We start from the raw sequence: 25,244 nt of genomic DNA on the forward strand, positions 1-25,244 counted from the left end.
TCAGACGATGGGACACGTTAGCGCAACCGGGAGATGCGAGATGTCGGGACGCTCGATCGACGTGCCAGTTTCGCAGTGGGCCTTCTTCGGCGTCTCGGCACTCCTCTTCGCCGTCAGCGCGGCGGTGACGATCGTCGACGCTGCGTCCATGTCGGCGATGGGCGAGATGCCGATGCCCGGCGGCTGGGCGATGTCGACGGCGTGGATGCGGATGTGCGGACAGACGTGGCCCGGCGTCGCGGCGTCGTTCCTCGGCATGTGGATCGTGATGATGGTCGCGATGATGCTGCCATCGCTCGTCCCCATGCTGTGGCGCTATCGCCAGGCCGTCAGCGGGACGGACGAGGCGCGCCTGGGCTGGCTGACGGTGCTAGTAGGCTCGGGGTACTTCTTCGTTTGGACCGCGTTCGGTATGGTCGCATTTCCGCTGGGCGTTGCGCTGGCGGCGCTCGAGATGGAATTACCGGCGCTGGCGCGCGCCGTTCCGCTCGCGGTCGGTGTGGTTGTGCTGATCACCGGGGCGCTGCAGTTCACCGCGTGGAAGGCACGCCGCCTTGCCTGCTGTCGTGAGACGCCGGGGCGCTGCCTTCTGGTGCCCGCGGCGCGCGCGTTGCCCGCAGACGCCGCCACGGCATGGCGGCACGGCTTGCGCCTCGGTCTCCACTGCAGCTACTGCTGCGCCGGCCTGACGATGGTCCTTCTTGTTGCCGGGGTCATGGATTTGCGCGTGATGGCTGTCGTGACCGCGGCTATCACTGTCGAACGCCTTGCCCCGCGTGGTGAGCGGGCGGCGCGCGTGATTGGGGCCGGTATCGTCGCCGGAGGGGCGTTGCTAATCGCGCGAGCAGTCGGGTTGGGATGAGGCCCCCGCGCCACCGCAAATCGCTCGTTTTTCGCTGGATGGCTTTCGCGGTAGCAGCCGGAGCTTCAGCCGCGATCTTCGACCGGACGAGCGGGCCGCGGTGAGAACCGCGCCCGCTCCATGGCGATGACGATCAGTCTGTCACGCCGCCGTAATTGCGTTGCCCCCGCAGACGCATGGCGATGCGGCCAAACGCGCGCCATTGCTGTGCGATCAAACCGTCGCCATAGGAGCGCGCGGCACCGTGCGGTACGGGCAACTGGTCACGAATGCCGGTCGGCTCGACGGTAGGATCCCACGACGCGGTCCTGAACATCATGTCCCACCACGGAAACAGCACGCCGAAGTTACAGCCGTAGCGCGTACCTTCGTGGCCGTAGCCAATTGCGTGATGACGCCGATGAAAAATCGGGCTCACGATCACGCGTTCGAGCAACCATCCATACGGCAACCGCGCGTTCACGTGCTGCACGCTTTGCATGAAATTGCCGACCGCTACCAGCACGACGAACTGCGTCGGCTGCACGCCGATGAACAGCGAAACCGCGGCGAAGAACGCCGCCTGAATGATGTCGTCGAGAAAGTGATTGCGGTCGTCGGCCCACAACGACATCTGTTGCTGGCTGTGGTGCACCGCGTGCAGTTCCCACCACACGCCGAAGCGGTGCTGCCAACGGTGATACCAGTACCCGAAGAAATCGAGCACGATCAGATAGATGAGGAACGACACAACCGGCTGATCGGTGACCCCCGGCCACAGTCCGTCGACGTCGATGTTCGGCACGTTGTAGATCGCCATCAGACTCTGCCAGTGATCGAACAGCGGCTGCAACATGAAGAAGAACGCGATATTGATGATGCCGAGTTTGGCGATCCACGTGTAGATCACATCGGCGCGCAGCGCTTTTCGATCGGACCACGCCTCGATGGGCCGCAACGCTTCCAGCGGCCGCAAGGCGATATACGTGACCAGGATTTCCAACACACCGACGATCACCCAATAGAGTGCATCGTAGGTATCCTCGTCGTATCCCATCAGGCCGAAGCGATAGAAAAACGGCTGCACTACGTCGACGTACAGGAGTGTCTGCAACGTCGAGATGCCATTGTCGAGTTGCGCGACGATTTCGTGGATCATCGAAAACCTCTTGAAATTGCGGGTACTGTCATCGAAACGAAAGCCTGTTCAGTCTGGATTGGGCGCATACACGGGCGCACGGTTCGCAAAATACAAACCGTGCGGTGAGCGTCCGACAGCGATTGCGTCGATAAGTTTATGTGTCGTCAGATCAATGATGCCGACATGGCGCGCAAAACGGAATGTGACCCACAAATAACGGTGATCCGCGGACAGTTCCATGTCGTCAGGGCCAGGCATGAGTCCGGTGATGTCGGCGGTCTTCGTCAACGTGTTGTAATCGAGAATGCTGATCGTGCTTTCCACACGGTTCGTGACAGCCACGTGATGGCCGTCGTCGAGGTTGCGGAAGTTGTGCGCGCCGCGCCCAGTCTGGATTTTCTTCACGACTTGTTGTTTGTGCCAGTCAATCACGGCGACGTCGTCTTCGCCCGTCATACCGATCAACAGATAGCGGTCGCCCGGCGTCATCCAGAGGCCGGCGGGCGTATTGCCAATATGCAGTTTCCAGAGCACCGACTGCGTTGCCAGATCGATCGCGGCCACTTCGCCCGTGTCTTGCAGCGTGACGAACACGATCTTGCTATCGGACGAGAACGTCATGTGGCTTGGTGTCTTCGAGAGCGGGACGCGTTTGGCGAGCGTCATGTTCTGGCCGTCGTAGTGGTACACGTCGACGCGATCCAGTCGCAGGCCTGCCGTCACGAACCATTTGTGATCGGGCGAGAAACCGAGCTGATAGGGGTCTTCAATATCTTCGACCTTGCGCTGTACCTTGCCGGTATGCGGATCGAGAAACATGAGATTGTTCGAGATCGAATCGGCGACGATGAGCGAGTGACCGTCGGGCGTAATCATCAGATGATGCGGTTCCTTACCGGTCGGCTCCGTGCCGATGACCTTGTGCGTAGCGGGATCGATCAGCGTCAGTTGGGCTTCGCCGGAATCGAGCACGATCACGTTGTCGGCTGCCTGCGCCGGCATCGCCATGGTTAGCGTGCAGTAAGTTAGCGCGGCAAGCGCGCTGGCTTTTGTAATCGAAACGATAGAAATTGGCATCTGAACGATAGACGGGCAGGAAAACAATTTGGGGGAACATCGTGGCGGCGGGCGCAAAGGGATTCCGCGCGTAGACTGCGCTTAACCCGTTAACGCCTTAACGCGCCAGTTCGCTCTGTCGATGACACGCGACAGATAGTTATTTATATGAAGGGTTCGACGATGCTGAGTCCATGTCAGATGGAAAAAGTGAAAGGGCGCGGCTGGCAACAGCGCGCGCCCTTGATCTAAAAATAGCTGTTTGATTCTTGTACTCGCGGATACGTTCAGTCGAAATCGAACATATCGAACAGCGAGCGCTTCTTCTTGTGTCCCCGATAATCCGTTCGGTGATTGTCATACGTGCGGTTGTTGTCGTACGCATGGTCGCGATGGCGATCCCTATCCCGATCCGGATGGCCGTCCCGGCTCGTGCGTGCGGTAGCGCTCGCCAACCCGTCGTCGCTGCCGGCGTCCTGCGCGATCAGCTTGTCGAGTTCACCGCGATCGAGCCAGATGCCCCGGCAGACCGGGCAGTAGTCGATTTCGATCGAGCGTCGCTCGGTCATCAGCAAGTCAGTGGTCTTGCAAACGGGACATTTCATTTCGTTGCTCCTCAAGAGTAAAAAGACAGCGAGCGTTCAATCTGATGAGCCGCCCGATCCCGGCACAAAAAACTATCCGGCGGCACTTCGTTCGAGCATGTCGAGCTGCTCTTTTCGTGCGTGGCCGTAACACGGGCGCTTATTGCTCTGCGCCAACCGCCTGCTTCGATTTCGCCCGGCGCACGAGCATGTTCAGTGCCTCGACAAACGCGGAGAACGCCATGGCCGCATAGATGTAAGCCTTCGGCACGTGTGAACCAAAACCCTCTGCGATGAGCGTCATGCCGATCACGAGCAGGAAGCCGAGCGCGAGCATGACGATGGTCGGATTACGATCGATGAAGCGCGACAGCGGGTTGGCGGCGAACAGCATCACCGCGACCGCGGCAATCACGGCAATGAACATGATCGGCATGTGCTCGGTCATCCCGACCGCAGTGATGATGCTGTCGACCGAAAACACGATATCGAGCACCAGGATTTGTCCAATCGCAGCCATTGCGGTCAACTGCACTGTGGCGTTCGCCTTGTTGCGTACTTCTTCTGCATGGACGACGTTGTGGTGGATTTCACTCGTCGCCTTCCAGACGAGGAACAGGCCGCCACCAAGCAGGATCAGATCGCGCCATGAAAACGCGTGGCCGAGGAGCGTCACGGCGGGCGCGGTCAGTTGCGCGATCCACGCGACGGTGCCGAGCAGGCCGAGCCGCAACACGAGCGCGAGCATGATGCCCATGCGCTGTATGCGTGCGCGCTGTGCTTCCGGAAGCTTGTTGCTGAGGATCGAGATGAAGATCAGGTTGTCGATGCCGAGCACGATTTCCATCACGACCAGCGTGAGAAGCGCAGCCCATGCGGCGGGGTCGGCAACGAGTATGAGTAGAGCGTCCATGGGGTCCGTGAGCGAAGGGTAACGGGTAACGTCGGTATGCCGTCATCATCGCCGTCTTCATGGTTCGGATAAATCAGTGATAATCTGATCGATATATCGTTTTTTTCGAAGTGTCTCCAACATGCTCAACTACCGCCATCTCTACTATTTCTGGATCGTCGTGAAGGAGGGCGGTTTCGCGCGCGCGGCCGAGCGTCTCGACATGGCGGTTCAGACGATCAGCGCGCAGGTGCGCGAGCTGGAAAAATCGATCGGGCGTCAGCTGCTGAAACCGGCAGGGCGCGGCGTCACCATGACCGAGGCCGGCGAGACGGCATTCAATCGCGCGGAGCAGATTTTTCAGATCGGCGAGGCGCTGCTCGACGAGATGCGCGAGGCGGGCGGCGAGCGGATTGCACGGCTCGCCGTGGGTCTTTCCGACGGCATCTCCAAGCTCGCCGCACACGCGCTGCTGGCGCCGGTACTCGATACGCCGTCGCTCAGGCTGCTATGTCACGAAGGCGAACCTGCGCAACTGTTGTCTGAACTCGCGCTCCATCGGCTCGATCTCGTCCTGGCATGCCAGCCCGCGCCGCACAACGCCGACCTGCGCGTCGTCAGCCAGCGCCTCGTCGGTTCGCCGGTCGACTGGTATGGCCCCGCGGAACTCGTCCGCAAGTCCGCCCGTGCCGGCTTTCCGCAGTGTCTGGCCGATCTGCCCGTACTCCTGCCCACCGGGCACGGCGCATTGCGCGCGCGGCTCGACCGGTGGTTCGAAGCCGCGGGGATCCGGCCGCGCATCGTCGGCGAATTCGAAGACAGCGCGCTGATGGCGGTGTTCGCTGCGCGTGGTCTCGGCGTGTTTCCGCTCGCGGAACTGGGCGCGGAGGACGTGGCGATGCTGCGAGGACTGCGTTGGCTCGGCCGAGCGGAAGGCGTGGTCGAAGAAATCCACGCGATCCGCTCGCGGCGCGGGCAACATCATGCGCTCGCTTCTCAGGTGGTCGCGGCCGTTGGTGCGTGAGCGCGCGGCGCGTCCGGCAGCGGAATGTGCCGGCTTGCGGCCTGGCCGGGCTTCGGTCCCCACGCGTTGAACACGGCAGCGAGCAAGGCGATTTCGCCGTCCGCCAGATAGTTGTCCGCGATTGTGACGGCGATGCACAGGCGAATCACCTTGCGACGCAACGCGGGGTCGTCGATCTCACCGATCAACGCGGTGAGCAGGGCCGCATCGAGTTGACCGACCGGCGGCGTGAAGGGCGTGTGCGCGACCGACTGATCCTCGCACAACGCCTGCACGATCTGGGCAAATTGCGCTGGCGCGAGACCGAGTTCGCCGGCGATATCCAGGCCTTCGAGGGCGCGCTCTTCCGCGCTGCTGACGTGGCCGTCAGAAGTGAGCGCCAGCGCGACGATACGTGCGGCGGCTTGAGGACTGTTGCGCGGATAGGTCCGCATGTTTGGGCTCCTGTCGCGGACGATGTCCGCAGTGGTGATGAGCCTCAGTCTGCGTCAGGTTAGGGAACGGATAAACCTGCTAATCCGGGAGCGAAGGTTCGGGAAAACCGAAGTTTCCGCGGTGACCTATGCGAAGCGGCTCTGTTGAGCGCGATGCGCAACACCCTATCGTATAAGATACGGCTCGCCGTATTTTTCCGAATAGAAGGAGTGTTTTCAGTGATTCAACCGAGCAACGTGTTCAAGGACAACCTCGCCCAACTGCCTGCCATTGACGGTATCGAACGTATCGATCTGCTCGACGGCAAGGGCGCTGTGGTAGCAAGCATCGAGAACAAACCGGGCAAGCAGGGCTCGCTGGCGGTGTACCACTATCTGCAGCAGGCCTTCGGCACGCTGGACGCCAAGGCGGCCGAACACGGCCTCGCGGTGTTCGCCGAGCATACGGCCGACGCGCGCAACCGTCCGGGAGCGCACCCGAACATCGACCATCTGCTTACGATTGCAGCCGGTGGGGAAGCGTTGCGCATCGACGTCGTCGCAGCCGGCTGAGCGCGCTGCCATTGCACGGCGTGGCGTGGATCGCGTGGCACGGGTCCGCGCCGTAACCCGTACCGGTTCGCTCTGGCGTCCCTGCCTACGGATGAAGACCTGAATCGTTGGCGGCAAGAATAAAGTCAACGAATGCCCGGAGCGGAGCCGGCATATGCGTCCGGCTCGGGTAGTACAGAAACGGTCCAGTGAAGGATTGCCACCACTCTTCGAGCACCGGTACGAGCGCGCCGCGCTCTATAGCCGGCCGCAGAAACTCGTCGAACGAATAGACGATCCCCAGTCCCTCGACGGCCGCGCCTCTTTCCAGTTCGATCACGGACGCGATCATCGGTCCATTCGGCTCGATCCGCACGATGTCGTCGCCGCGTCTGAATTCCCATGTCGCGAGCACGCCGCTGTCGAAGCGGTGTCCGATACATGCGTGGTTCAGCAGTTCGCCCGGATGTTGCGGTATTCCACGGGCCGCGAGGTAGGACGGCGAAGCCGCCGCGACGAAATGTTGAACGCGCGGGCCGATCGGCACCGCGATCATGTCGCGCTCGAGGCGTTCGTCGTAGCGGATGCCGGCATCAAAACCCGCCGCGAGGATATCGATGAACGTGTCGTTGGTCCCGACGTCCACCGTGATACCCGGGTGAGCGGCAAGGAAGCGGGAGAGGAGAGCGGGCAGGATTTCTCTGGCTGCGATCGACGGAACGTTCAACCTCAGCGTTCCGGTAGGACTTTCACGAAAGAGGTTCACCGCATCCAGCGCGATGGCGATTTCCCCGAAAGCCGGCGCGAGCCGCTCGAAGAGACGCTGTCCTGCCTCTGTGGGCGTGACGCTGCGCGTCGTACGATTGAGCAGTCTGACACCGAGCTGCTGTTCGAGCCGTCGAACCGCTTCGCTAAGCGATGAGGCCGACACGCCCCCCGTCATTGCAGCATGGCGGAATCCGCGTGCCCGTGTGACGGCGACGAATGCTTTCAAATCGGAAAGATCGGGTTTCGGCATTGTTCGCTTTTCCGCACGGGTCATCCAGATTGAGGTGGATTATCGCACGCGGAAATTAGGCCGATACTTCGGGTCAAGCGCCTTTCTTGCGGCGCAACTAGCGAGGAACATGATGAAACAACTTCAACTGGGTAAGGCGGGTCCGCAAAGCTCCGCCATCGGTCTCGGCTGCATGGGTATGTCAGGCATGTACGGTCCATCCGACCGCGCCGAAAGCATTGCCACGATCCACGCCGCGCTCGAAGCCGGCATCACGCTGCTCGATACGGGCGATTTCTACGGCTCCGGCCACAACGAAATCCTGATCGGCGAGGCCCTCAAAAGCGCGCCGCCGTCACGTCGCGACGCGGCGATCATCAGCGTGAAATTCGGAGCGATGCGCGACCCCGCAGGCGGCTGGTCGCTTTACGATGCACGTCCCGCGGCGGTCAAAAACTTTCTCGCCTATTCGCTGCAGCGGCTGGGCGTCGATCATATCGACATCTACCGTTCTGCACGGCTCGACCCAAACGTGCCTGTCGAAGACACGGTCGGGGCGATTGCCGACATGATCAAGGCAGGCTATGTGCGGTACGTCGGTTTGTCCGAAGTGGGCGCCACGACGATTCGCCGTGCGGCAGCGGTGCACCCGGTGAGTGACCTGCAGATCGAGTACTCGCTGATTTCGCGCGGCATTGAAGATGAGATCCTGCCGACGTGCCGCGAGCTCGGGATTGGCGTGACGGCGTACGGCGTGTTATCCCGTGGCTTGATCAGCGGCCACTGGAGCAAGGATTCCGCGGGGAAAGGCGATTTTCGCGCCGTGAGTCCGCGCTTTCAGGGCGATAACGTCGATCACAATCTCGCGCTCGTGGATGCGCTTCGAAAGGTGGCGGATGCAAAAGGCGTCTCCGTTGCGCAGATCGCGATTGCGTGGGTTGCAGCCCAAGGCAGCGATATCGTGCCGCTCGTTGGCGCGCGCCGGCGCGATCGTCTTGCCGAAGCACTCGGAGCGGTTGATGTGACGCTCACCGCGGACGATCTGGCTGCGATCGCGCAGGCAGTACCGAATGGGGCTGCCGCAGGTGAACGTTACGCGGCGGCGCAGATGGCGCATCTCGACAGCGAACAGGGAAGTCACGGCCACACTGCCTGAGGCGTTGAGGCGTTGAGGCGTTGAGCCGTTGAGCCGTTGAGGCGTTGACGGGTTGGTGGCGGGTCGTGAAAAGCCGGATGAGCCACGCACTGTTGAATGCGCTGCGGCGTGGCTTCACCCGATTGTCAGCGCGTCAGAAACGGCGGCTAGCGCGTTTGCCGATCCGCTCCGCTCCCGTCACAAAGACGCCCCAAAGCGTCAGCACCTATTCAGTTTTTATCGACGAGCGGAACCGCAGCGCCCCGGCTGACGTGCTCTGAAGGCATCGCTTGCTTCAGCCTCGCGACGAATGGCGCATCCGGTTTCATGATGAACGTCATCAGTACGCCGCAGGCCATTACACCGATAGAGAGCAGGAAGGTGACATTCCAGTTCCCCAGGCGGTCGATCAGATAGCCGGCCACAACCGGACTAACGATCGCAGCGGTAAAACCGGTGCCACTCATGATGCCGCTGGCGGTGCCCGAGCGGTCATAAGCGACATCCATCGGAATCGCCCACATGGGTCCGATATTCATTTCGTTGAAGAACATCGCCGCGGCGAGGAAGATCAGCGAATACATCGGATCGTGTATCAGCACCACAGGGATGAGCGAAAGACCGGTCATGGTCATGCAGAACGCGACCAGGTAGCTGCGCGCGAGCTTCAGATTGCCGGTACGGCGAAGCAGTTTATCGCTGATCAGGCCGCCAACCAGATCGCCGAACACACCGGCGACGAACACTCCTGACGTGAAGATGACCGCTTTCTTGATGTTCAGATGGAAGGTATGCATGAAGTAGAGCGGCATCCAGTCCAGCATCAACCAGAGAATCCAGTTGTAGCAGAAGTAGACACGGGAGACCGGCAGCAAGCGGCGGTAAAGACGCGCCCATGTGCCCGGCATTTCCACCGGACGGACGGTCGGCGGCGGCAAGGTATTGATTTCATCATCGGTGATGCGCGGATGATCTGCCGGCTTCTCGGTGTACGTCACGTACCACAGCACCAGCCAGCCGAAACTCAGCGCACCGAGCAGGTAAAACGAGAATCGCCAGTTGAACGCTGTCATGAGCGCCAACACCAGCATCGGCGCCACAGCGTTGCCGAGCCGTGCCGAGGAGTGCGTGATGCCCTGGGCCATGCCGCGCTTGTCCTTTCGCACCCACGACGCCATCGCGCTGGTGGAGGCGGGGAAGGTGGCGCCTTCGCCCAGACCCAGTAGCAGTCGTGCCGCGACAAGCGTCGCGAAGCCGCCTGCGAGACCCGTCAGCGTGGTTGCCACCGCCCAGATGAAGGCGCAGGCGATCAGCGTGCGCTTGGCCCCGAAGCGATCACTGACCCAGCCGCCGATGAACTGGAACAGCACGTAGGGATAGGCGAACGCCGAAAAGACGAAGCCGAGTTGCGTGTTGCTGAGTCCGAGCTCGGATTTGAATTGCCCGGCGGCAGTGCTGATGTTGACGCGGTCGACGTACGTGATGAAGTACATCAGGCACAACATCAGCAGGACCATTGTGGTCGCCTTGGGCTGTAGTCGTTTCATGTCTCACTCCATTTTGCTCGTTGTTATTTTTTCGACGTGCCCGAGGTAAAGGCGGTCACGGCGTCCTTGAAGTTGGCGCTGCCGTATACCGCTTCGATCAGATCTTCGTCATCGAGCCGCTGTTCAACGACAATGCGGCGCATGCTTTCCTTCACGGCCTTCTGCGTGACCGGCGAAAGCGCCATGAGCCGTTGCGCGAGCGTATGAGCGGCTTCCTGTAGCGCGTCTTGCGAGCACACCTCGTAGACATAGCCGCACGTCAGCGCCTCCTGCGCCGCGACGTAGTCGGCGAGCAGCAACATCTTCTTGACGCGGGGCACACCGAGCGCCGCCTGCAAGCGCGCGATGTTGCGCGACGACAGCGTGTTGGAGAGCGTCTTCGCGATCGGCGCGCCAAAGCGCGAGCCGTCGCTGCAGACGCGGAAGTCGCAGGCCGTCGCCAGCGCGAGGCCGCCGCCCACGGCCCACCCGTCGATTACGGCGACCGTGGGGACCGCAATGCGTTCGACTGTGTCGATAACGCGCTCGACGAAGGCCTCGTAGGAGACGCCATCGCGACCGTTGCGGAAGTCCTTGAAGTACGCGATGTCGGTGCCGGAAATGAAAGACTTGCCGCCCGCGCCTTTAAAAAGAATGCAGCGCACGCCGGTGTTCTGTTCACATTGAGCGACGAGTGCCAGCAGCGACTCGTACATGTCGAGCGTCATCGCGTTATGCCGCTCGGGGCGGTCAATCACGATCTCCGCCGCGCCCGACGGATGGACCGTGAGTCTGACAAGATCGCTCATGGCGCCGTCCCGTTGATCTCGGCAAAGATCTCCTCGTTATGCTCGCCCAGCAGCGGCGGATGACGACGCACCGTCTGCGGCGTGCCCAGCATCTTCACGGGAAAGCCGATATTCTTGACCTTGCCTTCGTTCGGATGGTCGATCTCCATGCACATACGGCGGTGCGCAGCGTGCTCGCTTTCGAACGCCTCGGGATAGGACAGGATCGGGCCGGCCGGAATGCCGGCGGCGAGCATCGCATCGACCCAGGCGTCGCTGTCGCGCCTCGCGAACTCCTGCTCCAAAGCCTCGATCAACGCCTCGCGATTCTTCAGGCGCAGCGACACAGTTGCATAGTCAGCGTGCGTGACGAGGTCCGGACGCTCCAGCAGTTCGCACAGTTTCGTCCATAGCTTCTGGTTGGTTGCGCCCATCACGAAGTAGCCGTCCCGCGCCTTCACGGCCTGGTAGGGCGCGCTCATCTTGTTGCTGGTGCCGAGCGGTGTCGGCGGCACCCCCGTGCCCCAGTATTCCGACATGTCCCAGATCGAGAAAGCCATGATCGAATCGAACAACGAGGCGTCGATGTGCTGACCTTCGCCCGTTTTCTGCGCGCCGATGTAGGCTGACAGCAGTCCGTAAACAGCGAACAGCGCGCAGCCGATGTCAGCGACCGGCACCCCGGCCTTGACGGGTTTGCCGCCCTTGTAGCCGGTCACGCTCATCACGCCCGACATGGCCTGCGCCATGAGGTCGAAGCCGGGTCGCGACGCCCACGGTCCGCTTTGTCCGAAGCCGGAGATACTGACGTAGACGATCTTGGGATTGATGGCCTTGATCGATTCATAGTCGATGGCGAGCCGTTGCACCACGCCCGGACGGTAGTTTTCGACGATTACGTCGGCAGTCTTGGCGAGCTCGTAGAAGAACGCCCGACCTTCATCGCTCTTGAGGTCCAGCGTCAGCGAGCGCTTGTTGCGGTTCATGTTCAGGAAGCCCATGCTGTCGGGCCCCTTCATCTTGAAACCCATCGCGCCACGGGTCTGATCGCCTTCGGGCGGTTCAACCTTGATTACGTCTGCGCCCATGTCGGCCATCAGCATGCAGGCGAATGGGCCGGCCATGACCTGGCTGACATCCAGCACACGGATACCTTGCAGCGGTAGATGCTTCGATTCTGTCATCTCGAGTGTCTCTGTAGAAGGTGTGAGTCGAACCGCTCAGCCATGTCGTGCATGGCCGGCAGGTTTTCTGTCCTCACTGTCCGCTACAGACCAGGCCGCCGCAAGAACGCCTGGAGCATGTCTGGTTTCGCGCGTTGCGAAACCGGGCGGCGTCTTCCGGCGAGAGACTAGGCCGGTCCGCTGAGAAGCTCGGCCACTACGTTGCGCAGGGTCTGCTCCTGCGCGTGCCCTTCGACGCAGGACAGAACGTAGCTGCGCTGGTGCCAGTCGCCGATGAGCGCTGCCGACACCAGCGAAGCCTCGGGATGAAAGCTGCGCAGCACCTCGGGCGGCATCAGGCCCACGCCGAGGCCATGGCGCACCATCGCCAGCATGGTGTCGAAACCGCTGACGGTGAAATTGTTGGCGAATTGGCGCCCGCGGCTGCGGTACGCGCGTTGCACGGCGGACAAGACCGCGGAGCCCTTGCCGAGACTCACGATGGGGAGATCGAGAATATCGTCGACGCCGACCGGACCGTCGGGAAACTGGAAATGCGGGCGGCTATACACCAGCACCAGTTCGTCCTCCTTGTACGGGAACTTGGCGAGGCCCAGGAAGCCGCTTTTCTTTTCGTAGATACCCACGTCGATCACTTTGTCGCGCAGCAGTTGCTGCACGATTTTGCTGTTCTCCTCCACGATCTTCAGGGAGATCCTGGGATACTTACGCTGAATGGCGGCAATCTCGCGCGCCAGGAACTGGATGACGACGGCCTTGGGCGCGCCGATGATAATGCGGCCGTCGAGACCCTGGTTGAGTGCCTGCGCATCGCCTTCGAGACGGTCGATGAGGTTGTCGATCTGCCGGACGTATTCCAGCAGCTTGGCGCCCGATTCGGTGATCTCGACGCCGTGCGGTACGCGCTGGAACAGTTTGGCGCCGAGTTGTGCTTCGAGGTCCGACACGCGCCGTGATGCGGCGGCTACCGCCAGGCTGAGTTTGTCGGCGGCGCGCGAGATGCTGCCTTCTTCAGCGATGGCGAGGATCAGCCGGACGGTGGTCGTGTCGAATTTCACGCGGGTCTCCAGTCTCTATCGATCGAATCGGCGGCGTGGGAAAGTGCGCTGGACGAGGATACCCGTCCAGCGCTGCCGCGAATTCGCTCATGATAAAGGCTGCAACGTCGCGCGGTTGTTGGGTACGTCGCGTCGTGACGCTAAAGCCCCATTGTGAAAGTTCAAGTAAACTTGAAGTCAAGCACAATCCTCGAGAGCACTGATGAGCGAGACGATGATCACCATAGGCGAATTGGCGAAGCGCTCGGGAGTCGCGACGAGTGCGATCCGTTGGGAAATTCGATGAAACTCCCTGCTGCCGGACAACAGCGGCAGAGCTGCACCGGCCCGCAGCTCGGAACCTGGAAGCTACAGTCCTTCACGACTGAAGACATGGCGACCGGCCAGAAGACCGATATGTTCGGCGCGCACCCAATCGGCTATCTCAGCTATGGGCCGGACTGCCGGATGTGCGCCATGCTGGTCAAGGAAGGACGAAAGGCGCCTGACACTCTCGTTCCAACCGACGCGGAGCGCGTCGATCTCTACGGCGGGTTTATCGCATACGCGGGGACCTACAGTATTGAGGGCGACAAAGTTAGCCACCACATCGACGCATCGTGGAATCAGTCGTGGACAGGGACGACTCAAGTGCGTCAGTTCAGAATCGACGGCAACTCCTTGTACATAAGAACGCTGCCCGCGAAGGACCCTATGACCGGCAAGGAAACCTCGGCTGTCCTGGTCTGGATTAGGGTCGAGTAGACGTGTATCTCTGGTGCGCCGGCCGAGCCCGCTCTTAACCCGGACTGGGGACGACTATTCTGCGCCGCTTGCCGCAGAGTCGGTGCCGGATTCTATGTCCGGCGTGGATCGCGTGCGGCCGGTTGGTATTCGGCAGAGGTCGGCCATAAGCGGTCTGCCGCGCCAGCGAACGATCGATCGATCACTCGACGGGCCCGGGGTCGCTCCGGAGCACACATCGAACGTCTAGGCGAGCAGCAGCAAGGCATCCGCGAGCGACAGCACCGTGGTGCGCGATTCGAATGCGGTGGAGAACAGATGTTCATGTACCACCTGATCCGGGTCGTAACAGCAATCCTTGACCGTGTATAGGCGGAAGTCCGCGTCGCTCGCATACGCGACCGACGACAGCACGACACCGGTCGACGCAATGCCAACCATAATCAGCGAATCGATACCTTGTGCGAGAAGTCGTGCCTGCAGATCGGTGCCGAAGAACACGCTGGCACGATGCGCGATGATGACCGGTTCACTGGCCTGCTGGCCCAACTCCGGCGCGATCCAGTCATCGACGAAGAGGCCAAGTTGTTTGATTCCCTGCCCATTCTTGTTCAATGGGCTGACTTCCGGATAGCCCGGACTGAACCGGAGGTTGGCGAAATAGACGCTGACGCCTTTGGCCCGCGCCGCGTCGCATAGCTTGCGTGTATTGGCGAGCAAGCCCGGCGCGACCGATGGAAAGAGCCCGAGAATGTCGGTCTGATAATGCATGACGACAAGCGCGGTTTGCGCCGGCGCGATTACCTCCATTTGCACGTCTCCTTTACTTCGGTACGCGGTTCGTATTCACAACCAGAGAACGTCGAACGCAGCGAAGCATCTTTTGTCAAAGCGACGCTTCGTTGCCGGGGAAATAATACTTCATTGCGTTCCTTCGATCCGCTGACCTGCGGCTGACCTGCGGTTGACTTACGGCTCACCTACGGCAGCGGTGGGAAGTGCCGCTTGCCGGTATTGACCCGCAAGCGCCGGAAGCGCTCTTTCTTGTGCTCTTCGTCGAAGTGGGCAAGAGACGGTTTGACCAGATCGCTGCGCGACACAATGCCGATCAGTCGCAACGTTTCGGAGTCCGCGACCACGGGCAACCGCTCGAGACCGTGCACCGCCAGCCGCGTTGCGACGAGCCGGCAGGTTTCACTGGGCAATGCAAAAGCGGGGGAGCGGTGGCGCAACACGTCGGAGAGGCGCGAGTCGAGCGCATGCGCTGCCTCGTCATCGCGAATTTTTTCCAGTAGCGCGCGATCGACGACGCCCACCAGCACGCCTTGACGCACGACCGGATAGGCGCGATGTGCTTGCGTCGTGCCGAAGTACATTGCCAGCGCTTCGCGCACGGACAGATCGCCATCGATCGTCTCGACCGTACGCGACATCACCTCGTCGACGTGGTGGCGCTCAAGCGGATCGACGCCGTATTCCCGGTAAATGTGATAACCGCGCCGGGCAATTTTCTCGGTCATGATGGAGCGTTTCATGACGACCGTTGCAAACCCGTGCGCGATCAGCGTCGCGGCGAGCAGCGGCAGCAACGCGTTGCTGTCGTGTGTGAGACCGAAGGCGAACACGATCGCGGTCAACGGCGCGCCCAGCGTGGCGCCGAGCGTGGCCGCCATGCAGACGAGCGGCCATAGGGCCGGTTCGCCGCCCGGCAGCACGTGGCCGAACACGACGCCGAGCCCCGCACCCAGCATGAGCAATGGAGCCAGGACGCCGCCTGAGGTGCCCGAGCCCAGTGCCACGACCCAGATGACCGCCTTCACGACCAGGATCGCCAGCGCGATCTGGATTGCAATGTGCTGGTGCAGCAGGTCGCCGATCACGTCGTAGCCGACGCCCAGCGCGCGAGGTTCGAAAAAGCCGCCGATGCCGACGGCGAGGCCGCCAAGCGCGGGCCACCACATCCAGTGGATGGGCAGCTTGCCGAATAGGTCTTCGGTTTTATACAGCGCGGCTGACAGGCCCGATGCGAGCGCGCCGGACATCAGCCCTGCGACGACGCAGGAGACCAGCGACATTGCACCGGGAGGCGCAGTCTCAAGCGGAAACAGCGGCCCCGTGCCGAAGAATGCCGCGCGCGCAAACCCCGCGACGGCACACGCAAGCGCGACCGGCAGAAAACTGCGCGGGCGCCATTCGAACAGCAGCAGTTCGACCGCCAGCAAAACAGCCGCCACCGGCGTGCCAAAAACCGCCGTTATGCCCGCCGCTGCGCCGGCAACCAGCAGCGTCTTACGTTCAGCGGACGTGACCTTCACGCACTGCGCGATCAGCGACCCCAGTGCGCCGCCTGTCATGATGATCGGGCCTTCTGCGCCGAACGGCCCGCCGCTGCCGATCACAATGCCGGACGACAGCGGCTTGAGAATCGCCACTTTCGGCGACATGCGGCTCTTGCCGAACAGGATGGCTTCGATCGCTTCGGGAATGCCATGTCCGCGAATCTTCTCCGAGCCGTAACGGGCCATGAAACCGACGATGAGGCCGCCGATCACCGGAATGATCACCACCCAGATACCCAACGTGTTGAGCGCCGGTGAACGGTCCACAAACGAAAGTTGCTGGAAGAAGAACAGATTGGTGAACAGATGAATCAGACTCAGCAGTACGAACGCCGCGAGCGTGCTGAGGGCGCCGATCCCCGCTGCGAGTGCGGAAATGCCGGGCAGCCGCGCGTTGGTGGAAAAATCGCGCTTATGGGTGTCGAGACTCATGGTGACTCAAAAATCAATTTGAGGGACATTGAAGGTGCCCTTGAGCGACTTCAGTTCGGCACGGTGCATCTCGGCGAGACGGGCAAGCACCTGCTCACCCGCCTTCAACAAATGAACCTCGACCTGGCGGCGGTCCGTCTCACTGACCTTTCTGCGGACCAGATCGAGCGCCTCGCAGCGGGACACTAGCGCGACCACGCCGTGATGCTGCGCCTGGAGCCGTTCCGCAAGCTCGCCGACGGTTGCCCAGTCGCGCTCCGGATAACCCTTGATATGCAGGAGCAACAGATACTGCAAGGGTGTAATGCCTTCGCCCTGGGCAGCCTGTTCAGAAAAACGCTCGAAGCGCCGCATCTGGTAGCGAAACTCGGACAGTTGCTCGAAGTCCGCCTTGGTCAAGCTGCGTGCGAGTGTTTTCATCGGCGTGCCGTGGAGAATGAGATAAAACACGAATTATATCATGACGTGATATGTATGTCCGTGTTGAGCGTCGGTGTGCATGACAGTGGTTATGCCGCGTGCTGCTGCTTGGCGTAAGCCTGGCGATAGAGCCCGGCGATGAGGTCGGCTTGCGTGATCATTCCGGCAAGCCGCCGATTCGAGTCCAGAACCGGGATGTGGTGGTGCCCGTAGTTCGCGAATACCGGCACCAGTTCGACGATCGGCGTCGTCGCGTCAACCGTGCGAACGTCGACGTTCATCAAGGCGCCGACAAGCGGCGCCGGGGTGATACTGCGCCGGAACCAGCGTTGTACGGGGGACGTCAGACCGGCCCCTTTGGTGAACGCCCGTTTATCGACAAGGTCGGCACGGGTCACGATGCCGATAACGTGCTGCTTCTCGTCAGTGACCGGGAGTGCCTTGATACGGCGCTGTTTCAGCAGACTCCATGCGGCGGAAGCTCTTGTGACGGCCGACACGGCGACGAGAGAGCGCGACATGATGTCCGCGCAGGTCAGTTCATTGAACGTGCGGGCGTAGGCCTGCAACTGAACGTCGCGCAGCAGAGATTCCAGATCGTCCGTGTCGATATCGAGCAATTCTCCGCGCCGGTTCAGCACCGCCTCGAGGTCCGCGCGCGTGAAACCTTCGTTCGCCGCCGCCGATGCTGCCGCGCTTTTGCCCGCACTCTGGACGACGTGCGGGTATCGATGCCCGGTAGCCGCGTGGTAGATGATCGCCGCGCACAGCAGCATCACTGATTGGATCGCGATCGGTTCGGCCACAAAGCGGTAGCCGAGAGCGTGCACAGTCGGACCGCCAAGGACCGCGGTCAGGGCCACCGCGCCCGACGGGGGGTGAACACACCGCAGCGCAAACATCGCACAGATGGCCAGCGCGACGGCCAAAGCGGCGGCACCCACCGGATCGGCGATCCAGCTTGCACAGGCAACGCCAACTGTAGCGGAGACGATGTTGCCGCCGATGATGGACCACGGTTGCGCAAGCGGACTGGCAGGAACCGCGAACAGCAGTACAGCCGAAGCGCCCATTGGAGCCACGAGGAGCGGAATGTTCGCTGCCGTTCCGAGAAGGACGTGCATGGTCCCGCCGGTGAACGCAATCCCCAGCAATGCGCCGAGACACGATCTGAGGCGTTCGGGCCACCGGACGGCAATGGGATGAGGGGCAAAGCTGGAAAGCCAGCGAATGAGAGCGTAGCGGGACAAGGTTCGAGTAGGAAAGTGGGGGGTATCACGTGGGATGGCACCACACACTAAGGCGAAATCCTCACGAAACGAAAGAACGTGTCGTCATGATTATAGTTCATTGTGATATAAAATGAAGGCAAGCCTTCTCATGACGGGTTCTTGAAATGGGGTGCTTACGCGTTACACGCCTGCGGACGCTTCCAGTTCCGCAAGACGCTTGCGCAGCAACGCCGTATCCGCAGGCCCGAGCAACCACACGGGCCCGCGGCGTGACTCCGTTAAACCGCTTTGATTTCGCGCAGGTTGAAGATGTCCTGCTTGCTATACCCAAGGCTCGCCAGTACCTCATCCGTATGTTCGCCGAGGAGCGGCGACGCGGTGACTTCCGGCTTCATGTCCGAGAACTTGATCGGACTACCGACCGTCAGATACGAGCCGCGTTTTTTGTGCGGCACTTCGACGATCGTGCCGCTCGCGCGCAAGGATGGATCGTTGGCCAGTTCCTTCATGGTCAGCACCGGTGCGCACGGAATGTCGAACTTGCGCAAGATGTCGACCGCTTCGAATTTGGTCTTGTCGGCGAGCCAGGCTTCGATGGTTCCGAAGATCTCGAAGATATGCGGTTGACGTGCTTCCGCAGTCTTATAGGCCGGATCGTCGATCCACTCGGGTTTGCCGAGGGCCTTGCAGATCGGCTCCCACGCATGGCCCTGGATCGTGAAGTAGATATACGCGTTCGGATCCGTTTCCCAGCCCTTGCATTTGAGTACCCAGCCCGGCTGACCGCCGCCGCCCGCATTGCCGCCGCGCGGCACCACATCGCTGAATTCGCCGTGCGGATACTGCGGATATTCCTCGAGATAACCCACGCGCTCCAGCCGTTGCTGATCCCGCAGTTTCACGCGGCACAGGTTCAGCACGCTGTCCTGCATCGACACCGCGACCTTCTGGCCTTTGCCGGTTTTGTCGCGCCCAAGCAGTGCGGTCAGAATGCCGATTGCCAGATGCATGCCGGTGTTGCTGTCGCCGAGCGCTGCAGCGCTAATGGTCGGCGGACCGTCCCAGAAGCCCGTGGTGGATGCCGCGCCGCCAGCGCATTGCGCCACGTTTTCGTAGACCTTCAGGTCGTCGTAGTGATGGCCGTCGCTGAAGCCCTTCACCGAAGCGACGATCATCTTCGGATTGAGCTCGTTCAGGCGTTCCCATGAAAAACCCATCCGGTCCAACGCGCCTGGGCCAAAATTTTCGACCAGCACGTCAGATTCGCGAATCAGTTTTTCGAGCACTTCCTTGCCTTCGGGCTTTTTCGTGTCCAACGTCAGCGACTTCTTGTTGCTGTTGAGCATCGTGAAGTAAAGCGCGTCGGCGTCGGGGATGTCGCGCAACTGATTGCGCGTCACGTCGCCCGAACCCGGTCTTTCAACCTTGATGACGTCGGCGCCGAACCAGGCGAGCAACTGGGTGCACGCAGGGCCGGCCTGAACGTGGGTGAAGTCGATGATCTTGATGCCTTCGAGAGGTTTGGTCACTTTGGTATCTCCGTGGTTACGCTGGATCACTTTTTCATCGCCGAGCTTTGCGGATTCAGATTCGTCAGGCGGCCGCTTTCGGTGCCGGCCGCTTCGTCGATGACGGCGTTGATCAAGGTCGGCTTGCCCAATGCGATCGCTTCGAGCAGCGCTTTCGTCAATTCCTCCGGCGTGGTCGCGTGATGGCCGACGCCGCCGAATGCCTCGATCATCTTGTCGTAGCGCGCACCCTTCACGAACACGGTCGGCGCGACATCCTTGCCGCCCGTCGGGTTCACGTCGGTGCCGCGATACACGCCGTTGTTGTTGAATACGATCGTGCAAACCGGCAAGTCGTAGCGGCAGATGGTTTCGAGTTCCATGCCGCTGAAGCCGAACGCGCTGTCACCTTCAATCGCGACAACCGGTTTGCCGCTCGTCACCGCCGCGCCGATCGCGAAGCCCATGCCGATGCCCATGATTCCCCACGTGCCAGAATCGAAGCGTTTGCGTGGCTCGGCCATATCGATGATGCTGCGCGCGTAGTCGAGCGTGTTCGCGCCTTCGTTGACGACGTTGATGTCCGGGCGCGTCTTCAGCACATCGCGGATGGCGCGCAACGCACTGTGGAAATTCATCGGTGACGGGTTTTTGTCGAGCGTGGCGGCCATCTTTGCGAGGTTCTTGCTCTTGCGCTCGGCGATCGCGCCGGTCCACTCGGCGCTCGGCTTCGCGAAGCCTGCATCGAGGCCCGCACGCAGTGCCGCCACGCACGAGCCGATATCGCCGATCACCGGCGCGGCAATCGCGACGTTGCTGTCGATTTCGGTCGGCGAAATGTCAACCTGAACGAACTTCTTCGGCTCTGCGCCCCACGTTTTGCCCTTGCCATGCGAGAGCAGCCAGTTCAGACGCGCGCCGATCAGCACAACGACGTCGGCTTCCTGCAGCACGAACGAGCGCGCCGCCGACGCCGATTGCTCGTGCGTATCGGGCAACAGGCCCTTCGCCATCGACATCGGCAGATACGGAATCCCGCTTTGTTCGACAAACGCGCGGATCTCCGCGTCAGCCTGCGCGTACGCGGCGCCCTTGCCGAGCAGGATCAGCGGACGCTTCGCGCTCTTCAGCACATCGATCGCACGCTTGACCGAGTCCGGCGCGGGCAACTGACGCGGCGCGGCGTCGACCACTTTGACCAGCGACTGTTGCGCCTTCACGGCGTCCAGCGTTTGCGCGAGGAGCTTGGCCGGCAAGTCCAGATACACGCCGCCCGGGCGGCCCGACACCGCGGCACGAATAGCACGCGCCACGCCGATGCCGATGTCTTCCGCATGCAGCACGCGATATGCCGCCTTCGCGTACGGTTTGGCCGCGTTCAACTGATCCATTTCTTCGTAATCGCCCTGCTGCAGATCGACGATTTCGCGCTCGCTCGAACCGCTGATCAGGATCATTGGGAAGCAGTTGGTGGTCGCGTTGGCGAGCGCGGTCAGGCCGTTCAGAAAGCCCGGCGCCGACACCGTCAGACAGATGCCCGGCTTCTGCGTCATGAAGCCGGAGATGGCCGCTGCGTTGCCCGCGTGCTGTTCATGACGAAAACCGATGAAACGCATCCCTTCCGCTTGTGCAAGCCGCGCGAGGTCGGTGATCGGGATGCCGACAAGACCAAAGATGGTGTTGATGTCGTTCAGTTTCAGCGCGTCGATGACGAGATGGAATCCGTCGGTCGTCTCGGCTGTCTGTTGCTTCGGGGTCGCTTCTTCTGTGGGCCTATCGGCTTCTGCCATGATGTTTCTCCTTGGTCGCGGGACGTTATGGGGTTTTCGTCGTGAGTTGTGTGCTCACTTTGTTGTTCATTCAGGCGAGCCGCCGGGCGACGGCTGCAGCCGGGCTTCGGCGATGACCACGCCAGCCGGCGCGCCCGAGTTCTCGATCCAGCGCTTTCTCATGGGTGCGAGGATGAACTTCGCTGACACGGCTGCCGCGATCGACACCACCGCAGCCGAGATGAACACGGTGCTCCAGCCACCGTTCGCCGATAGCACCGACGCGATCGGCACCAGCATCGACGCGGTACCCTTCGCGGTATATAGCGTGCCGGCATTGGCCGCGGCGTATTTGCTGCCGAACGTGTCCGCGCAGGTCGCCGGGAAGATCGAGAAGATCTCGCCCCAGCACAGGAACACGGTGGCGGCGAAGAACATGAATGCGTAGGGGTTGTGGCCGAACTGCATGAGCCCCAGCAGCGCGACGCCTTCGCCGAGAAAGATCATGAACATCGTGTTTTCGCGGCCAATGCGGTCTGATAGAAAACCGCACAATGGACGCGTGAAGCCGTTGCAAAGGTTGTCGATCGACAGCGTCATCGTGAGCAGCGGCAGCGTGATGCCCAGCAGACTCACCGGCAGTTTGGCAAAGCCGTATTCCTTTGCGATCGGCCCGAGCTGCGCGGTCGCAATGATGCCGCCGGCCGCGACGAACACGAACATCAGATACAGCACCCAGAAGAGCGGCGAACGGATCATCTCGCCGGGCGTGTAGTCGATCTTGCTTGCCACCACGCGTTTGACCGCGGCCGCGAATGCGGGCGGCTTTGGCCGTACCAGCATGGTGCCGAGCAGCAGAATGCAGACGCCCTGGAAAATGCCGAAGAACATGAACGTGTGCTCGTAGCCTGAGCGCTGGATCATGTTGGCGATTGGAATTACCGTGACGGCCGCGCCGGCGCCGAAACCTGCCGCGGTCAAACCGGCCGCGAGGCCGCGCTTGTCCGGAAACCATTTGAGCGCCGTGCCGACGCAGGTGCCGTACACGCAACCCGCGCCGATGCCAGCGATCACTGCGGCAACGTATAGCTCGGCGAGCGTGCTCGCATGCGCGTCGATGATCCAGCCGAGCGCCGCGCACAGCGAACCGCCGATCACAACCGGGCGCGGCCCGAACTTATCGACGAGCCAACCTTCGACGGGCACGAGCCAGGTTTCAGTGACGATGAACACCGTGAACGCGGTCTGGATCGCCGCCTGTCCCCAATGGTGGGCGTTGTCCATCGGGACGACGAACAGCGTCCAGGCGTATTGCAGATTCGCGACGAGCCCCATGCATACGATGCCGATCGCCAGCTGCACCCAGCGGTTTTGCCGGAACGGCGTACTGCCTGTCCCGGATACGTTGGAATGTCCCATGTCCTTCGTCTCCTGTATATTCCGTCGCGCTCGAGCGGCACGTTGGACCTACGTGATCGAATCGCTTCATCGCCGGTTTGTCTGTGGGCAATCAAGCGCCAGTGGTCGGCCAAAGGGAATTGCACTGGCGAAAACCGTTGCCCGTGGATCGCACAACTGGGTAAAAGGCGTTTCGCTTGGAGCGCGTCTGAGGGATGCTGCGCGCGAACAGGGATAAGTAAAAGTTAAAACATTTTATGATTTGCATTAGGCATACCTAATAGATAGGTCTGCCGCTTCCGACTAAGGGGTGGTGGGAGGGGTAACGCGGCTGTTCAGGTACTGCAGATTTCGTCGCTGTCGTACTTGGGGAACGGATGCATAAGCAAAACACTATCGTTTTTCGAAATAACTTTAACTATTGTTTATTGATGCACCAGCCTATTCTTGGTCATGCCATTTTCCTCAAGGAGGCGACCATGAACCCGTCCCAGTTCGATGTTTGCGACAGCGCGCATGATGCGGAAGTCGAGGCGCAGTTGTGCGCCTATAACAGCGCATTCGATGAACTCGGCCTGCGCTTCCGTTGGGATGCGAGCACGCTGGCGTTGCTGGCGACGATCGACGGTGAGGAGGCGCAGATTGCTGCGTATATCGAAGCGCACCATCCGCACTTGCTGAAAGCGTATGGCGCCGGGTTTCTGAGCCGGGCCATTCTCGAGAAGAAAACTGCTCGCTATCCCGCGCGCCTGCCGAGGCGAATCGAAAGCGCGGCGCATCTGAGCGAAGTGGCGCATCAGTCATTGATAAGCCGCCAGCGCGTGCGTGTGTCGTACGAGGTCGAACTGCCGGCGCTGGCGGGCGTTTAGACGCGGCGCGCGCCATGCGCACGTTGCCGTGTGCACCGCGCCCTCCGAGAGTTGCGTTACATAAGCGTTTCCTATCGTGCAAGAACGAACCCGTCTTGGCGCGATTTGCAGGGGCGATATACCGTTATATCCGTGTTACAGCGGTGTCGTGCCTACTCGCTCCTGACCTGCATGAGCCGCTCCCCTTACACCCGGAAGCGAAGATCAACCATGTACAAAGCCATCAGGAAAAACCCTTCGGCGCCTCAAGCTGCCGACCAGATCCTTACCGCATTGCGTGATATTCCCGTCTCTGCGCTCAGTGACAACATGCATCGCAACATCGGCAGTGTGGGACTCCACCCCTATCAACGGCCTGGCAAAAAGACGATGGCGGGCACCGCGGTCACAGTGCGCTCGCGAGGTGGGGATAACCTGACGTACCTGCGCGCCCTGGAGTTTTGCCGTCCAGGTGACGTACTGGTCGTGGACGCGGGTGGCGATCTCAACAATGCGGTGGTCGGCGGGATTCTGTCTTTTTACGCAGCCAATATAGGCGTTGTCGGTTTGGTCGTAGACGGCGCGATCCGCGATGTCGCAGAAATCCGCGATCGGGATTTTCCGGTTTACGCGCGCGGGGTCACGCATCGGGGGCCGTATAAGGACGGTCCGGGCGAAATCAATGTACCGGTGTCGGTCGGCGGAATGGTGGTCAATCCGGGTGACATCGTTGTGGGTGACCAGGACGGTTTGCTGGCTATTCCGCAGGACGATGCCGAACATGTGATTGAAAAAGCGCTAGCCGTTCTGGAAGCAGAGGCCGAGACCATGCGGGCGATGAAGGAGGGCCGCTGGAACCGCGCGTTTATCGATGCACTCGAAGCACGATGCAACAACTGAGCACTGTATAGAGAAAACGATAAAAGCCGATGTCTGCATCGCGACGTCGGCTTTTTTATGATCCCTTTTTACGGTGCGTGAAGTTACGAGTGTCACGAGTCGTGACTTGACGCCCGGCGACGAACGCGGATTGCCGCGTCATCGTCGCCTGACGCGCGATCAATCGAAGCTCACCAGCACCTTCATCGATTTGGAACGGTCGCCCGCTGTCTGGAACGCCTTGACCGAATCCTGATACGGGAAAATACCGGAAATCAAGGGCTTCACGTCGATCAATCCCTTGTTCAGCAGTTCAACGGCAACGGCGAATTCTTCGTGGAAGCGGAATGCCCCGCGCAGATCGAATTCCTTGGCGACAATCACGTTGATCGGCAAGGAGATGTCACCGCCGAGGCCGACCTGGACGATCACGCCGCGTGGTTTGAGCACGTCGAATGCACCGCGCAATGCCGCTGCCACGCTGTAGTGTGCCGATCGGGTTGTG

At 61.2% G+C, this 25,244-nt stretch carries 24 protein-coding genes and 1 pseudogene; 7 read left to right on the top strand and 18 right to left on the bottom strand.

The features are described from left to right. Nucleotides 1-40 precede the first annotated feature (40 nt). The gene (locus tag HHL24_RS00855) at nt 41-862 is read left to right on the top strand and encodes a DUF2182 domain-containing protein (RefSeq protein ID WP_230417287.1); all 822 of its coding nucleotides are present in this window, start codon (nt 41-43) and stop codon (nt 860-862) included. A gap of 133 nt (nt 863-995) precedes the next feature. On the opposite strand, the gene HHL24_RS00860 is transcribed toward HHL24_RS00855, so the two are convergent. The 4 genes from HHL24_RS00860 to HHL24_RS00875 form a co-directional block, all read right to left on the bottom strand. Beyond that, entirely contained in the window at nt 996-2,000 is a 1,005-nt protein-coding gene (locus HHL24_RS00860; RefSeq protein ID WP_169483486.1) for a sterol desaturase family protein, read from the bottom strand. 48 nt (nt 2,001-2,048) lie between these two features. Continuing rightward, nucleotides 2,049-2,990 carry a YVTN family beta-propeller repeat protein gene (locus HHL24_RS00865; RefSeq protein WP_230417293.1) on the bottom strand — a complete coding sequence of 314 codons (942 nt, stop codon included), beginning with the start codon at nt 2,988-2,990 and terminating at the stop codon, nt 2,049-2,051. Between the two features lie 335 nt (nt 2,991-3,325). Then, complete coding sequence (locus tag HHL24_RS00870; RefSeq protein ID WP_169483488.1) at nt 3,326-3,643, bottom strand: TFIIB-type zinc ribbon-containing protein; 318 nt, start codon at nt 3,641-3,643, stop codon at nt 3,326-3,328. Between the two features lie 139 nt (nt 3,644-3,782). Then, nucleotides 3,783-4,535, bottom strand: coding sequence for a TerC family protein (locus tag HHL24_RS00875; protein WP_169483489.1), 753 nt, complete (start codon nt 4,533-4,535; stop codon nt 3,783-3,785). Between the two features lie 121 nt (nt 4,536-4,656). Here HHL24_RS00875 and HHL24_RS00880 point away from each other — a divergent pair, with 121 nt between their 5' ends. Beyond that, entirely contained in the window at nt 4,657-5,538 is an 882-nt protein-coding gene (locus tag HHL24_RS00880; RefSeq protein WP_169483490.1) for a LysR family transcriptional regulator, read from the top strand. On the opposite strand, the gene HHL24_RS00885 is transcribed toward HHL24_RS00880, so the two are convergent. Continuing rightward, the gene (locus tag HHL24_RS00885; RefSeq protein WP_169483491.1) at nt 5,511-5,972 is read right to left on the bottom strand and encodes a TerB family tellurite resistance protein; all 462 of its coding nucleotides are present in this window, start codon (nt 5,970-5,972) and stop codon (nt 5,511-5,513) included. The genes HHL24_RS00880 and HHL24_RS00885 overlap by 28 nt on opposite strands. 219 nt (nt 5,973-6,191) lie before the next feature. Between HHL24_RS00885 and HHL24_RS00890 the strand changes: the two genes are divergently transcribed. Continuing rightward, nucleotides 6,192-6,524 (top strand): DUF2322 family protein, encoded by a 333-nt coding sequence (locus HHL24_RS00890; protein WP_169483492.1) that lies wholly within the window; start codon nt 6,192-6,194, stop codon nt 6,522-6,524. Between the two features lie 85 nt (nt 6,525-6,609). Here HHL24_RS00890 and HHL24_RS00895 read toward each other — a convergent pair whose 3' ends face one another. Beyond that, nucleotides 6,610-7,521, bottom strand: a complete 912-nt coding sequence (locus HHL24_RS00895; RefSeq protein WP_169483493.1) for a LysR family transcriptional regulator — start codon at nt 7,519-7,521, stop codon at nt 6,610-6,612. Between the two features lie 112 nt (nt 7,522-7,633). On the opposite strand from HHL24_RS00895, the gene HHL24_RS00900 reads away from it, so the two are divergent. Next, nucleotides 7,634-8,656, top strand: a complete 1,023-nt coding sequence (locus HHL24_RS00900) for an aldo/keto reductase (protein WP_169483584.1) — start codon at nt 7,634-7,636, stop codon at nt 8,654-8,656. 209 nt (nt 8,657-8,865) lie between these two features. Here the strand turns inward: HHL24_RS00900 and HHL24_RS00905 are convergent, their stop codons facing one another. The 4 genes from HHL24_RS00905 to HHL24_RS00920 form a co-directional block, all read right to left on the bottom strand. Continuing rightward, on the bottom strand, nt 8,866-10,182 hold the full coding sequence (locus tag HHL24_RS00905) for an MFS transporter (protein WP_169483494.1): 1,317 nt from the start codon (nt 10,180-10,182) through the stop codon (nt 8,866-8,868). A gap of 23 nt (nt 10,183-10,205) precedes the next feature. Beyond that, complete coding sequence (locus HHL24_RS00910) at nt 10,206-10,970, bottom strand: enoyl-CoA hydratase (protein ID WP_169483495.1); 765 nt, start codon at nt 10,968-10,970, stop codon at nt 10,206-10,208. Beyond that, nucleotides 10,967-12,133, bottom strand: a complete 1,167-nt coding sequence (locus tag HHL24_RS00915) for a CaiB/BaiF CoA transferase family protein (RefSeq protein WP_169483496.1) — start codon at nt 12,131-12,133, stop codon at nt 10,967-10,969. The genes HHL24_RS00910 and HHL24_RS00915 overlap by 4 nt, the downstream gene beginning before the upstream one ends. 167 nt (nt 12,134-12,300) lie before the next feature. Continuing rightward, entirely contained in the window at nt 12,301-13,191 is an 891-nt protein-coding gene (locus HHL24_RS00920; RefSeq protein WP_169483497.1) for a LysR family transcriptional regulator, read from the bottom strand. Between the two features lie 282 nt (nt 13,192-13,473). On the opposite strand from HHL24_RS00920, the gene HHL24_RS00925 reads away from it, so the two are divergent. Continuing rightward, a complete protein-coding gene (locus HHL24_RS00925; RefSeq protein WP_169483498.1) occupies nt 13,474-13,935 on the top strand; it encodes a lipocalin-like domain-containing protein in 462 nt (153 codons plus the stop codon). 225 nt (nt 13,936-14,160) lie between these two features. Here the strand turns inward: HHL24_RS00925 and HHL24_RS00930 are convergent, their stop codons facing one another. The 7 genes from HHL24_RS00930 to oxlT form a co-directional block, all read right to left on the bottom strand. Next, nucleotides 14,161-14,724, bottom strand: a complete 564-nt coding sequence (locus HHL24_RS00930; protein WP_169483499.1) for an isochorismatase family cysteine hydrolase — start codon at nt 14,722-14,724, stop codon at nt 14,161-14,163. Nucleotides 14,725-14,894: 170 nt separating this feature from the next. Then, nucleotides 14,895-16,685, bottom strand: coding sequence for a chloride channel protein (locus HHL24_RS00935; protein WP_169483500.1), 1,791 nt, complete (start codon nt 16,683-16,685; stop codon nt 14,895-14,897). Between the two features lie 6 nt (nt 16,686-16,691). Further along, a complete protein-coding gene (locus HHL24_RS00940) occupies nt 16,692-17,105 on the bottom strand; it encodes a MarR family winged helix-turn-helix transcriptional regulator (protein ID WP_169483585.1) in 414 nt (137 codons plus the stop codon). Between the two features lie 89 nt (nt 17,106-17,194). Then, a complete protein-coding gene (locus tag HHL24_RS00945; protein ID WP_169483501.1) occupies nt 17,195-18,355 on the bottom strand; it encodes an HPP family protein in 1,161 nt (386 codons plus the stop codon). Nucleotides 18,356-18,615: 260 nt separating this feature from the next. After that, entirely contained in the window at nt 18,616-19,866 is a 1,251-nt protein-coding gene (gene frc, locus HHL24_RS00950) for a formyl-CoA transferase (RefSeq protein ID WP_169483502.1), read from the bottom strand. 26 nt (nt 19,867-19,892) lie between these two features. After that, on the bottom strand, nt 19,893-21,635 hold the full coding sequence (gene oxc / locus HHL24_RS00955) for an oxalyl-CoA decarboxylase (RefSeq protein ID WP_169483503.1): 1,743 nt from the start codon (nt 21,633-21,635) through the stop codon (nt 19,893-19,895). Between the two features lie 66 nt (nt 21,636-21,701). Further along, a complete protein-coding gene (gene oxlT, locus HHL24_RS00960) occupies nt 21,702-23,033 on the bottom strand; it encodes an oxalate/formate MFS antiporter (RefSeq protein WP_169483504.1) in 1,332 nt (443 codons plus the stop codon). 458 nt (nt 23,034-23,491) lie between these two features. On the opposite strand from oxlT, the gene HHL24_RS00965 reads away from it, so the two are divergent. Together HHL24_RS00965 and HHL24_RS00970 are read left to right on the top strand one after the other, a co-directional pair. Continuing rightward, nucleotides 23,492-23,881 carry a hypothetical protein gene (locus tag HHL24_RS00965; RefSeq protein ID WP_169483505.1) on the top strand — a complete coding sequence of 130 codons (390 nt, stop codon included), beginning with the start codon at nt 23,492-23,494 and terminating at the stop codon, nt 23,879-23,881. Nucleotides 23,882-24,091: 210 nt separating this feature from the next. Then, entirely contained in the window at nt 24,092-24,760 is a 669-nt protein-coding gene (locus HHL24_RS00970; protein ID WP_169483506.1) for an RraA family protein, read from the top strand. Between the two features lie 159 nt (nt 24,761-24,919). Here the strand turns inward: HHL24_RS00970 and HHL24_RS00975 are convergent. Next, a pseudogene (locus HHL24_RS00975) lies at nt 24,920-25,210 on the bottom strand (L-idonate 5-dehydrogenase); the annotation flags it as partial. Nucleotides 25,211-25,244: the final 34 nt, after the last annotated feature.

The organism is Paraburkholderia polaris, assembly GCF_012927345.1.
Classification (GTDB): Bacteria; Pseudomonadota; Gammaproteobacteria; order Burkholderiales; family Burkholderiaceae; genus Paraburkholderia; species Paraburkholderia polaris.

Excerpts from the sequence above, each read along its gene's own strand:
- HHL24_RS00855 (WP_230417287.1), top strand. The coding sequence starts at position 41 with ATGTCGGGACGCTCGATCGACGTGCCAGTTTCGCAGTGGGCCTTCTTC.
- HHL24_RS00860 (WP_169483486.1), bottom strand. The coding sequence starts at position 2,000 with ATGATCCACGAAATCGTCGCGCAACTCGACAATGGCATCTCGACGTTG.
- HHL24_RS00865 (WP_230417293.1), bottom strand. The coding sequence starts at position 2,990 with ATGGCGATGCCGGCGCAGGCAGCCGACAACGTGATCGTGCTCGATTCC.
- HHL24_RS00870 (WP_169483488.1), bottom strand. The coding sequence starts at position 3,643 with ATGAAATGTCCCGTTTGCAAGACCACTGACTTGCTGATGACCGAGCGA.
- HHL24_RS00875 (WP_169483489.1), bottom strand. The coding sequence starts at position 4,535 with ATGGACGCTCTACTCATACTCGTTGCCGACCCCGCCGCATGGGCTGCG.
- HHL24_RS00880 (WP_169483490.1), top strand. The coding sequence starts at position 4,657 with ATGCTCAACTACCGCCATCTCTACTATTTCTGGATCGTCGTGAAGGAG.
- HHL24_RS00885 (WP_169483491.1), bottom strand. The coding sequence starts at position 5,972 with ATGCGGACCTATCCGCGCAACAGTCCTCAAGCCGCCGCACGTATCGTC.
- HHL24_RS00895 (WP_169483493.1), bottom strand. The coding sequence starts at position 7,521 with ATGCCGAAACCCGATCTTTCCGATTTGAAAGCATTCGTCGCCGTCACA.
- HHL24_RS00900 (WP_169483584.1), top strand. The coding sequence starts at position 7,634 with ATGAAACAACTTCAACTGGGTAAGGCGGGTCCGCAAAGCTCCGCCATC.
- HHL24_RS00905 (WP_169483494.1), bottom strand. The coding sequence starts at position 10,182 with ATGAAACGACTACAGCCCAAGGCGACCACAATGGTCCTGCTGATGTTG.
- HHL24_RS00910 (WP_169483495.1), bottom strand. The coding sequence starts at position 10,970 with ATGAGCGATCTTGTCAGACTCACGGTCCATCCGTCGGGCGCGGCGGAG.
- HHL24_RS00915 (WP_169483496.1), bottom strand. The coding sequence starts at position 12,133 with ATGACAGAATCGAAGCATCTACCGCTGCAAGGTATCCGTGTGCTGGAT.
- HHL24_RS00925 (WP_169483498.1), top strand. The coding sequence starts at position 13,474 with ATGAAACTCCCTGCTGCCGGACAACAGCGGCAGAGCTGCACCGGCCCG.
- HHL24_RS00930 (WP_169483499.1), bottom strand. The coding sequence starts at position 14,724 with ATGGAGGTAATCGCGCCGGCGCAAACCGCGCTTGTCGTCATGCATTAT.
- HHL24_RS00935 (WP_169483500.1), bottom strand. The coding sequence starts at position 16,685 with ATGAGTCTCGACACCCATAAGCGCGATTTTTCCACCAACGCGCGGCTG.
- HHL24_RS00940 (WP_169483585.1), bottom strand. The coding sequence starts at position 17,105 with ATGAAAACACTCGCACGCAGCTTGACCAAGGCGGACTTCGAGCAACTG.
- oxc (WP_169483503.1), bottom strand. The coding sequence starts at position 21,635 with ATGGCAGAAGCCGATAGGCCCACAGAAGAAGCGACCCCGAAGCAACAG.
- oxlT (WP_169483504.1), bottom strand. The coding sequence starts at position 23,033 with ATGGGACATTCCAACGTATCCGGGACAGGCAGTACGCCGTTCCGGCAA.
- HHL24_RS00965 (WP_169483505.1), top strand. The coding sequence starts at position 23,492 with ATGAACCCGTCCCAGTTCGATGTTTGCGACAGCGCGCATGATGCGGAA.
- HHL24_RS00970 (WP_169483506.1), top strand. The coding sequence starts at position 24,092 with ATGTACAAAGCCATCAGGAAAAACCCTTCGGCGCCTCAAGCTGCCGAC.